Here is a 9,836-nt window from a genome sequence, read left to right as displayed (position 1 = left end):
ACAGCGATGATTTGAGCGTTAAATTAGAGAGACTTGCGTATGATACTCATATACGTTTTGAGTTCGCAAAAGCGGGACAACTCAAAGCGATGGAAATGTTTGAAAGTCAAAAACAGTTTATGTTACTTGCAAAAATTTTACAGGTTATATAGGGGAATTGAATGTATTTATGGTTTCAAAGAGGCGCAGCCTGGGCATCAAAAAAAGGGTGGAAAAATGCTCAAGCACTTCAGCGTGAAGAAGTTAACCAGATAGCTATTATACGTCATGGTGCTATTGGAGATCAAGTTTTAACACGCGTTTTTATTAATGAAGCTAAACGTTTTTTTCCAAATGCAAAAATTACTTTAAGCCTCATAGATACCCGAAGTTACGGAGCACCTGTAGATATGGTAGATAGTATCCATGTTGTAGAAAAAGTGCGTAATGGTAAAAAAACTTCAATTTTTGAACGTTTTAATCAAATCAAAGAATTAGGAAATCAAGATATCATTTTCGATTTAGCAAATACTAATGTTTCAAAATGGGTTTGTATTTTAAATAAAGCTTCTTTAAAAATAGGTTTTCCCTATCGAAGTCTAGAAAACTTTTTTTATCATGTAACTGTCAAACGTTCAGATTTGGTTTTAGAGACAGAAACAATGCTGCATCAACTATGTATTTTAGGAGCGAAAACACAGAGACCTTTTGATTATGGATTTCCTAATTATGAAGTGAATAATGCAAATCCTTATATTATTTATTTTACCAGTGCTTCGAATGATGGAAAAACTTGGCCTAAAAATAACTTTATAGACCTTGGATGGAAAATGGCAACCGCTTTCCCTCATTATAGACATATTTTTCTTGATGGGTTAGATCAGCATGAAAAAGTTGATGATATTATTGAACAGCTTTCCAATTTAAACAATATTGAAAAACAAGAAGTTTTACCGTATGAAAAAGCGATGGAATATCTTGGAAAAGCTACTATGGTCATTTGTAATGATACTGGTGTGAGAAATATGGCTATCACGGTTAATACTCCAACTGTTGGAATTTTCTTTAATACGGTTCCTTATCGTTATTGGCCTAGAGATGGGTTACATGAGATTGCTTTTGGAGAAAATCATACTGTACCGACTCCCGAAGATGTTTTTGAGATTGCTTCAGTTCATTTGAAAACAATTAGAGGCATTGTATGAGTTTGAAAGGTTGGTTATTAAAACAGATTAGGAAAAGAAAAGAAGTATTTGACCCTAAAAAAGTAAAACGTGTTCTGGTAATTAGAAATGCGCGTATCGGTGATGCTATATGTGCTTTTCCTCTTTTGCGTGAGATAAAGAAGGCCTATCCACATTTTGAGATTGATGTATTTGCTACTATTCATTGTGATTTTTTATTTGAAAAACTTCCCTATGTGAATAAAGTATTTATAAAATATAAAAAACGGCAGTTTATAAAAACATGGATAGAAATTTTAAAAATGAAATTTCGGAATTATGATTTGGTTATTGATGCCATGCCTTTAAGATTTGATCAATCAATGACAATCCTTTTTTTAAACCCAAAATGGATAATTGGATTAGGAGTTGAAAAACGATATGGTATAGAAAAAAAAGAAATTTCTTTTTATGATAAAGTATATACCCCTGATGTTGGAAAAGAACACATGGTAGAGGAATTATGTGGTTTATTGTATTTAATCAATATTGAGCATTTTGATACTACAATGGAGTTCCCAAAGGATTATGAAAAATCAAAAAGAGCAGAACAATTTATTCATTCAGTAAAGAGCAATATTATTATTGGATTGAATGTGGATGCAAGTAGTTTAACACGTAATTTATATGAAAAACAAATTGTTGAGATCATAAAAGGATTGAATGATTACAAAATAATTTTGTTGTCTTTACCTCAAAGACGTCTTGAGTTAGAATCAATTATCTCAAAATATAAATTGTTAAATTGTCAATTATCTTACCAAACGGATTCGATTTTTGATGTTGCAGAACTCATGCGTGTTTTTACTTTGGTCATAACGCCGGATACTAGTATCATCCATATAGCCTCTGCAATAAATACTCCGATAGTTGGTATATATCGTGATAATAATGAACACATATCAGAATGGGGCCCTCGAAGCGAATTGCAAGCAATTATTCGTTCATCATCAACAGAAGAAAATACACTTGAAGGATTCAGTACTGAAGAAACAATAAAAAAGTGTTTAGAATTGTTAAAAGTTATGACTTCCAAATAATATTTTCTTTGATCACTTTTGCCGGTATGCCTACGATTATTGAATTTGAGGGCATGGACTTTGTTACCAACGAGTGTATTCCAACAACAGAACTTTCACCAATACTGACACCCTTTAATACGGTTACATTATCCGCTAGCCAAACTTTATTTTTGACCATGATACTTTGAGCAGGATTGATTCTTGTCTCATTGTGAAAAATCGGATGCCCATCAGAAGTTAAAATATTGACATTACGTGAGAACATACAATTTTCACCTATCTGTAAATGAATATTTTCTTCTTTAGCACTGAGATAGCATCCCTGTCCAATGATACAGTTTTTTCCAATATTTATAGAACAGCTATTCCCAACAATTTCAATTGTCATATTTCTTAGTCTTGAACCGTCATTGATTATGAGATGATTATTTTGCCCTTTAATGATAATTGTACATCCGGATAATCCAACATCATTACCAATTGTTATATGGTTGTTTTTTTGGATTTTAATTTTGTTTCTCAAACGTTTAAAAAAAAGTGTTCCTATCATTTTAGAACTCTACTGAATTGGTGAAATTTCAATTTATTCGAGAAAGCCTTCATAATATTGCTGCATTTTTTAAATAACTCTTTAAATCTTCCGGTGTACCAATTCCATGCATTTGTTTGAAATCAATATTAAAAATACCAATTTTCTTCCCTTCTGCGATTTCATAATTATAGGTAGGGCAAGTATAAAATTCATTATTAACGCGATCATTCTCAATGATCATATCGATCGCTGCATTTATAAAGTCATTACCTTTTGAGTAAAGATAAATACCAACAGTTGCATACTCCGAAATAACTACTTTTTCTTTTACTTCACTTACAAGATCATTTTCATTCAGTTTAGCAAATGACCATTTTGGATCTTGATGCTCATCTATAAAGGTTAAGATTGAACCATCAAGATTTCTATTGATACAATCATCAATGAAATCACTAATATTTATATCGACAATTTGATCAGAATTGGCAATCAACAGAGGGTAATCATTATTGATATATTTGCGAGCATAAAGGACAGTACAGGCTGTTCCTTCTGTCAGTTTATCAATAGGGATAAATATTGCATTGTATTCTTGCTCGATTTGTTTTACAAGTTCTTGCTCTTTTTCAATATGCTCTTTTCTTGCAATCAGGATATACCGCGCTTCTGGATATGACAAGTTGTCCAATACCCGTACAATCATTGGTTTACCGGCTACATCAATGAACGGCTTTGGTTTTTCGTATCCTGCTTTAGCAAAGCGGCTACCTAATCCTGCCATAGGTATAACAATATTAATCATTCGCGGGTTCTCCTAAATATTTATCATTGGTCGCACCTGGGTATTTGACGACGGAATTGACACTGTCTTCAAGTGCTTCAAAGTCCGTTGATTCTCCCGGTTCAATAATGATGATATCCCCTTTAGAATATTCTACACCATTCATTCGAATGCGACCGCTGACAACCACGGTAATTTCAGTTGCAACTTTGTGATAGTGGCGTTTTTCACAATCGCCTTTTTTGTATTCTTTAACTGCTACTTCAACATCGTTTGTTTTTAAAAGAGACGGTTCGAAGTTACCGACAAACCATCCTTTGATCATATCTTCAAGTTTGGCTGTTTTCATTTTGGGATATCCAGATATGCTCGTAATTCAGTCATTTGATTTTGCTCATTCCACTCAATGATATCAGTACCGGTTAAAATGGTTTCATCAAGTTGTAAAATAAATTCAATAATAGTTGTCATATGATCTTGATAAATATTTTTTGCTTTGAAATTGAGTTTCTCACATGAATCAAATATACTTTGGATAGCTTTTAACACTTCTCTTTTACCTTCGATTCGTTTGACAACCGGGTCTTCCAATGCAAATGTTTTTGATAAAAGTTGTTCGATACTTTTTATGTCTTTGGTATCAAAAGCCTTTATGTATTGAGTGGTCAATATTTTTAGCATTGGGTATTTCTTTCATATTCATAGATTTTAGAAGGAGTATAAAAAGTATGGTAGTGATTGTTTGCTATAGGAATAATTTTCATTTGCTTATTACTCAGCACCATTTCATTAAGTACCGGAGCAATAAAATACACTCCATTAACATTAGCATCTTTTTTTATCATTTGCATTGCACTGTTAATAAAATCTGATCCTTTTGCAAAGTAGTAGAAACCGGCAATTGCATGTTTGCTAATCGGTCGTTTTTCAGCTGTCTCAGTGATGTGTTTATTGTCATCAACACGAGCATATGACCATCTAGGATGAACGGATTCAAATGTCAGAACTCCGGCATCATTTCCATGAAAATGGTTAATCAACTCGCCTAGATTTTCATCAAAAATCTGATCCGCATTGGTGATGATCAACGGCATTTCGTTATTAATATACTCAATTGCCATCATGGCACTACAAGCCGCACCTTTTGTTTCTCGATCAATTTTAATGACCTTACACGAATGATCGGTCAAAAGGTAAAGTATATTATCCAAATGATATTTTTTACACTCTTCTGAATTAACAATAAAAATAAATTGTTTCTTTTTTTGGATTGTAGCAAAATTATCAATAACATGTTCAATCATTGTTTTACCATTAATTTCGATTAATGATTTTGGATATGGGTACTCGGTTTCAGGAAAAAATTGATTTCTTCCTGCAAGAGGAATGAGGATATTGATCATTTTATACTCATTTCAAATTTTTTAATGTGTTGACTAATATTCTCGTAGTTAACATCTTCAACGGTTTCAACCTCCATGACGTGAGCTCCACTTGCTCGTGCAGCTTTGATTCCATTTTCATTATCTTCAACAATCATACACTCTTCTGGGGCTAATCCCATTTTACTGATTGCTTTATTATACATTTCAGGATCAGGTTTACCGTGTGTGACGTCTTGATTTGAGATATAAAAGTCTAAATAGGACTCTAAAGAGGCTTTTTGCATCATAACTTCGATCGTATTTCGGATAGAATTTGAACATACTGCCATATGATACCCTGCATTTTTCAGCTTTGAAAGGGCATATTCATGATTAAATTTTGGTTTGCACTCGGCATAGACGATTTCCATAGTATATTGCTGCTTCATATCATTAATAAACGTATGGAGCCCTTTTGGAAGACCTCGTTCAGCAGTAAGCATTTCTAGTTTCTTTTTGGTAGGAAGTCCATCATAGGTTACGAGGTGGTCGTAACGGCTTATTTCCATTCCAAAAAGCTGTAATGCTTTATTTAGGGCTTCATAATGCCAATCTTTTGCCTCGATTAATACTCCGTCCATATCAAAGATGACGGCTTTAATTTTACTCATAGAAAAATTCCTTTGCTTCTTCTGGATAATCAGTACAGAGCATAAGATTCATGACCCCTAGCTCTTTTTCTATTTCTTTATAATGAACCCATTCATTCTTGTAATCTCGTTTATGTAAATCAGGAGAAACTATACAAATTTGTTTTTTATTTTTAAGATGATTTTCAATAATTTCTTTCGTTATCCAGTGAGTATGAAATTCATCAAGCCACACCCCGCAAGCTTCTTCATAAAATGGTTGTTCTTTTTCGTACTCACTTTGGCGTGTAAAAGTATTAATCCCTTGTTTAATATAGCCTAAACTATCAGGAACTGACATGTCAAAGACAAAATAGTTAGTAATTTTGAAGTGATCCAATAACTCTTTGAGTTTAGTTTGTAGGCCATCAGCTTTAATATTTAAGGCCAAAGGTACAGATAAGTTATAGCTCATATAAATTTCAAGAAAATTAAATACACTGATACAATTTTCATTTGCGATATCATGTGAGATAACTAACTCTCCTTTATAATCACGGATATCAGTTTCGGTTCCAAACCCAAGTGAAAAACTACGTTCAAATGCAACTTCTAAGTTTTTTTCATCCACTTCTTTCCAGAAGCCTCGATGCGAGAGAATAATCATTATATCTTCTTTGTTGTCCTATTGAGTTTACCTCTTATATAGTGTCTGATTCGTCGTTCAGGGTATTTTATCACCATATAGAAAAGTTTCATATAATAAAAGACTTTTTTTGTTGCAAAATATATAAAAGATTCTAAATCTATCTTCTCATTACATATCTTATTATAAAGATAGATATAGTCATTCTGAGAGATTAAGTCTTTATCTTTTATTTTATTGATGGGATATTTTAAACAATCAATGCCACTTTTTTTTAAGTCAATCAAAATACAATTTGATACTAGTATCTTATCATGTAAATCTATTAGATATTTGTTTGAATCAAATCGATGTTCTATATTAATTGGATGAAATTTTTGTATAAAAGAAATCCAAATATATTGTTCTGGAAAATATTTACAAAATATTTTTGTGTTCTCTTTTGGATTGAACTTATGATCTCGAAAGTATAAAGCAACATTTTGAGATGCTAGTTCAATATCGAAAATCGTTAAGATATCTTCTTTCAAACCAAAATAAAAAAAATCACCAATGTGAAAAAGCATTTTGTCGTAACTATGATGCGGATTTCTTGTATATATATTTCCAATTAATATTTTTTTGTTTAAAAATGTATATTTCGTTTTAGTCGGAAAAGAATGAAAATAATTGATAAAATCATTGCTATGAAGTTCCATATCAGATCTTAGTTTTAGTACATAACGTCTTTTAGCAATTTTAACACCTTCACGTGTACTGACAATCAATCTATTCACATTATACAATTGGCCACAATCGAGGCAAAATTCATATCCTCCTGGGTCATCATTTAATTTTAGCGTATCATAATCAAGATTTTTTAGATCACTTTCTTTCCATGTACTAAGTATAAGTTCAGCCCCAGGTAAAATTTCACGGACTGATTGCAATGTCCGTCTTGTAAACTCATTAATAGGGCCTTGTACAACAACAGAAATATCACTCGTTGAAACCATTGTCATTCTTTATAGACTATAATTTTAGAAAAATAGTTTTTTTTAATTTAATTGCATATTGTAGCATGATATCCTTATCAATCTGAAAAGAAAAAGTTATTTTCTAAGTTTTTTTAAATAAGCTACAAGAATGGAGAACTTAGATGTATCGTATATTTGGAATCACAGTGAAAGTAATTATTGCATTCAACGAAAAACAAATAAAAAATATTATATAAAAGGTTATATAAATGCAATTTACTATTAGGGCTATAGAGGATATTTATACCATTCAATTTGTTTATGATCAATATGACGAAGTCGTAATTGATACTAGTTTATTGAAGTATTTAGGAGTAATGCGATATGCAATAAAATATGCTTTTTGGGCATTAAAAATTAATGGAAGTTTAATTATTGAGGAAGATTTTTCTAAAAACTCAAAAGCTTCACATAAACGCATTGCCTTTTGGCAAGTAAGATTAGAGTTTTTTAAATCTTTAGGAGATGATATTGAATTAGTTGAGTTAGATGATTCGAAAGGATATTTAAAAGCTAAAAAAATTCAGGATAGATATACCAATAATGGGTTCTCATTCGGGATCATCTACGGTGCAGCTAATAATGAAGAAGAACAATTGACGAATTCAATTTTAAGCATTCTAGAAAATATCAATTTGAATCACTATGAATATGAAATTTTAATTTGTGGCCCTTCTAATTTTGAAGCTAATGATTATTTAACACAATTCAACTCCAAAAATATATACTATATACCTTATGATTTAACTTCGAATAAAAGATTTCTGATTACGGCTAAAAAAAATTATTTATTTTTACAAACAAAATATAATATTGTTGCAATCAGTCACACTCGTATTTTATATGCAAAAGATTTTGCGATGGAGACATTCAAGAAAAAATTTGATCTTTCAACCACTAAAGTTTTAGTAGATCAAAAAGGGTCTAAAGAAAAATATTTAGATTTTAGTTTAATTACTTCATATGATATTATAAAATATCCTGTTGATGGAATTCCTGCTGGAAATATTACTCATGATTTTTTATATTATATGCAAAAAAGGGTCCCATATATTGATGGAGGTTTGACAATTTTTAATAAAAATATTATATTGGAATCTCCATATAATGATAAAATTGCTTGGGGCGAAGCGGAAGATGTTGAAATGTGTGCCAGTATGTATTTTAAAGGATTGCTAATAGATTATTTTGATTCAATAGAATCGGAATCTTCTACTTGTAAAATAAAAATAAAAACAAGTTTGAGATATAAAATTAAACGGTATATTTCAAATTTTTTAATTCGAAATGGATTGCTTTAGAAGGAAGCTATTAATAAAGTACTGTAATCATCGTCATTCTTTATTTAATTGGCTCTGAATATATTCAATCGTTTGGGTTTGATAGGTTACTTTTCGAGAAAACTGTTCACTGTCATTTGCTGCAATGAGGTTAATACACCAGAAACAGATAAAAGTTGGGAGGAGGTACACTAAAAACCGTTGCGTATTATTTTTACGATAGTGATCGATAAAAGCGGTCGGAACTTTTTTCCAGCCGTTCCGTACCGGTATTTACTGAATCCTAAGATGCATAGCGATGTACATAATGTGGATGGTTCGATCCCATTAGTTGAGCTTGTTTTAGCAACGTTTCAAACATTTGTAGAGAGGGGATAAAAATTGGATACGATTCACATAGCATTTGGATGCGATGATAATTATGTCAAACATTTGAGCGTTGCTCTACTTTCTCTTTTGGAACATGCTGATCCACTTAGAGAGATTGTTGTTCATGTCATGATTGTCAAACTGAGTAAGAAAAATAAAGCGGGATTGCGAGCGATCGTAGAAAAATTTGCAAAAGAAATTGAATTTCTTATAATAGATGCTTCTCTTTTTGAAAAAGTATATTTGAGGGGTCATATACTTTCTCCTGTTACGTATGCGCGAGTACTTATTCCTGATATTATAGATGTTGGAAAAGTGCTTTATTTGGATTGCGACATGCTCATTAAGCAGGATATCTCCCAACTTTATGATGTCAATATCGAAGATTGGTATTTGATGGCAGTTCGGGAACCTATGATGGACCGGAGTCGAAACCGTGCGCTTGGTATGCCGGAAACGGCACCGTATTTTAATTCCGGTATGCTATTGATCAATTGTAATAAATGGCGAGAGGATAATATTCCTCATAAGGTTCTTGAATTTGCCAGCAATGAACATGAGAGAATGTTTTTTCATGATCAAGACGCATTGAATGTAATATTGCAAAACAAATGGAAGCTTCTTCATCCAAAATGGAACCAGATCGCAAATATATACGATTTCGAATCTTTTATTCAGACTGATTATTCAGAGAATGAATTTGAAGAGTGTCTTAATAACCCTTATATCATCCATTTTACCTGGATAAAGCCTGACTCTTATACATGTAAACATCCATCAAATGTAGAATATGGGGTATATCTGCTTCAAACGCCATGGGCAGGAGCTTTACACAAAGATAAGCTGAAGGTCTTATATAAAGAGTGGAGAGCACGGATTAAACAAAAGAGAAGAAAGATTAAGGCGAAGTTGAAGGAATTGCTCAATATTTAGAAATAATTTTAAACTGTTTATGCTCGCTTTTTAGCTCTTTCGGATAAAATTTCTAAAAACAT

The 9,836-nt window shown here is 31.8% G+C and carries 12 protein-coding genes; 4 read left to right on the top strand and 8 right to left on the bottom strand.

Going from position 1 to position 9,836, the window contains the following annotated elements:
• The first annotated feature begins 161 nt into the window (after positions 1–161).
• Positions 162–1,184, top strand: coding sequence for a glycosyltransferase family 9 protein (locus PHP90_RS02765; protein WP_299924882.1), 1,023 nt, complete (start codon positions 162–164; stop codon positions 1,182–1,184).
• Positions 1,181–2,242 (top strand): glycosyltransferase family 9 protein, encoded by a 1,062-nt coding sequence (locus PHP90_RS02760; protein WP_299924879.1) that lies wholly within the window; start codon positions 1,181–1,183, stop codon positions 2,240–2,242. Before PHP90_RS02765 ends, PHP90_RS02760 begins: the two co-directional genes overlap by 4 nt.
• Here the strand turns inward: PHP90_RS02760 and PHP90_RS02755 are convergent.
• Genes PHP90_RS02755 through PHP90_RS02720 form a run of 8 tightly spaced genes read right to left on the bottom strand, consistent with a single transcriptional unit; the run spans position 2,226 to position 7,171 of the window.
• Complete coding sequence (locus tag PHP90_RS02755; RefSeq protein WP_299924877.1) at positions 2,226–2,774, bottom strand: acyltransferase; 549 nt, start codon at positions 2,772–2,774, stop codon at positions 2,226–2,228. The two genes, PHP90_RS02760 and PHP90_RS02755, sit on opposite strands and share 17 nt — an antisense overlap.
• 49 nt (positions 2,775–2,823) lie before the next feature.
• Positions 2,824–3,555, bottom strand: coding sequence for a glycosyltransferase family 2 protein (locus PHP90_RS02750; RefSeq protein ID WP_299924885.1), 732 nt, complete (start codon positions 3,553–3,555; stop codon positions 2,824–2,826).
• Entirely contained in the window at positions 3,551–3,886 is a 336-nt protein-coding gene (locus PHP90_RS02745; protein ID WP_299924874.1) for a hypothetical protein, read from the bottom strand. Before PHP90_RS02745 ends, PHP90_RS02750 begins: the two co-directional genes overlap by 5 nt.
• Positions 3,883–4,218, bottom strand: coding sequence for a nuclear transport factor 2 family protein (locus PHP90_RS02740; protein ID WP_299924871.1), 336 nt, complete (start codon positions 4,216–4,218; stop codon positions 3,883–3,885). Before PHP90_RS02740 ends, PHP90_RS02745 begins: the two co-directional genes overlap by 4 nt.
• Positions 4,212–4,940 carry a glycosyltransferase family 2 protein gene (locus PHP90_RS02735; protein WP_299924868.1) on the bottom strand — a complete coding sequence of 243 codons (729 nt, stop codon included), beginning with the start codon at positions 4,938–4,940 and terminating at the stop codon, positions 4,212–4,214. The genes PHP90_RS02740 and PHP90_RS02735 overlap by 7 nt, the downstream gene beginning before the upstream one ends.
• Entirely contained in the window at positions 4,937–5,572 is a 636-nt protein-coding gene (locus PHP90_RS02730) for an HAD family phosphatase (RefSeq protein WP_299924865.1), read from the bottom strand. Before PHP90_RS02730 ends, PHP90_RS02735 begins: the two co-directional genes overlap by 4 nt.
• On the bottom strand, positions 5,565–6,197 hold the full coding sequence (locus tag PHP90_RS02725; protein WP_299924862.1) for a hypothetical protein: 633 nt from the start codon (positions 6,195–6,197) through the stop codon (positions 5,565–5,567). The genes PHP90_RS02730 and PHP90_RS02725 overlap by 8 nt, the downstream gene beginning before the upstream one ends.
• Positions 6,197–7,171, bottom strand: coding sequence for a WavE lipopolysaccharide synthesis family protein (locus PHP90_RS02720; protein ID WP_299924859.1), 975 nt, complete (start codon positions 7,169–7,171; stop codon positions 6,197–6,199). The genes PHP90_RS02725 and PHP90_RS02720 overlap by 1 nt, the downstream gene beginning before the upstream one ends.
• A gap of 230 nt (positions 7,172–7,401) precedes the next feature.
• Between PHP90_RS02720 and PHP90_RS02715 the strand changes: the two genes are divergently transcribed.
• Together PHP90_RS02715 and PHP90_RS02710 are read left to right on the top strand one after the other, a co-directional pair.
• A complete protein-coding gene (locus tag PHP90_RS02715; RefSeq protein WP_299924856.1) occupies positions 7,402–8,493 on the top strand; it encodes a hypothetical protein in 1,092 nt (363 codons plus the stop codon).
• 360 nt (positions 8,494–8,853) lie between these two features.
• Positions 8,854–9,774: a glycosyltransferase family 8 protein gene (locus tag PHP90_RS02710; RefSeq protein ID WP_299924853.1), complete on the top strand. Its 921-nt coding sequence runs from the start codon at positions 8,854–8,856 to the stop codon at positions 9,772–9,774.
• The last annotated feature ends 62 nt before the right edge of the window (positions 9,775–9,836 follow it).

The organism is Sulfuricurvum sp., assembly GCF_028712165.1.
Taxonomy (GTDB): domain Bacteria; phylum Campylobacterota; class Campylobacteria; order Campylobacterales; family Sulfurimonadaceae; genus Sulfuricurvum.
Note: the sequence above shows the minus strand (reverse complement) of the source record. Positions and strands in the feature narration are given on the sequence as shown.

Coding starts and splice junctions, on each gene's coding strand:
- PHP90_RS02745 (WP_299924874.1), bottom strand. CDS start 3,886: ATGAAAACAGCCAAACTTGAAGATATGATCAAAGGATGGTTTGTCGGT.
- PHP90_RS02735 (WP_299924868.1), bottom strand. CDS start 4,940: ATGATCAATATCCTCATTCCTCTTGCAGGAAGAAATCAATTTTTTCCT.
- PHP90_RS02740 (WP_299924871.1), bottom strand. CDS start 4,218: ATGCTAAAAATATTGACCACTCAATACATAAAGGCTTTTGATACCAAA.
- PHP90_RS02730 (WP_299924865.1), bottom strand. CDS start 5,572: ATGAGTAAAATTAAAGCCGTCATCTTTGATATGGACGGAGTATTAATC.
- PHP90_RS02720 (WP_299924859.1), bottom strand. CDS start 7,171: ATGGTTTCAACGAGTGATATTTCTGTTGTTGTACAAGGCCCTATTAAT.
- PHP90_RS02765 (WP_299924882.1), top strand. CDS start 162: ATGTATTTATGGTTTCAAAGAGGCGCAGCCTGGGCATCAAAAAAAGGG.
- PHP90_RS02760 (WP_299924879.1), top strand. CDS start 1,181: ATGAGTTTGAAAGGTTGGTTATTAAAACAGATTAGGAAAAGAAAAGAA.
- PHP90_RS02725 (WP_299924862.1), bottom strand. CDS start 6,197: ATGATTATTCTCTCGCATCGAGGCTTCTGGAAAGAAGTGGATGAAAAA.
- PHP90_RS02715 (WP_299924856.1), top strand. CDS start 7,402: ATGCAATTTACTATTAGGGCTATAGAGGATATTTATACCATTCAATTT.
- PHP90_RS02755 (WP_299924877.1), bottom strand. CDS start 2,774: ATGATAGGAACACTTTTTTTTAAACGTTTGAGAAACAAAATTAAAATC.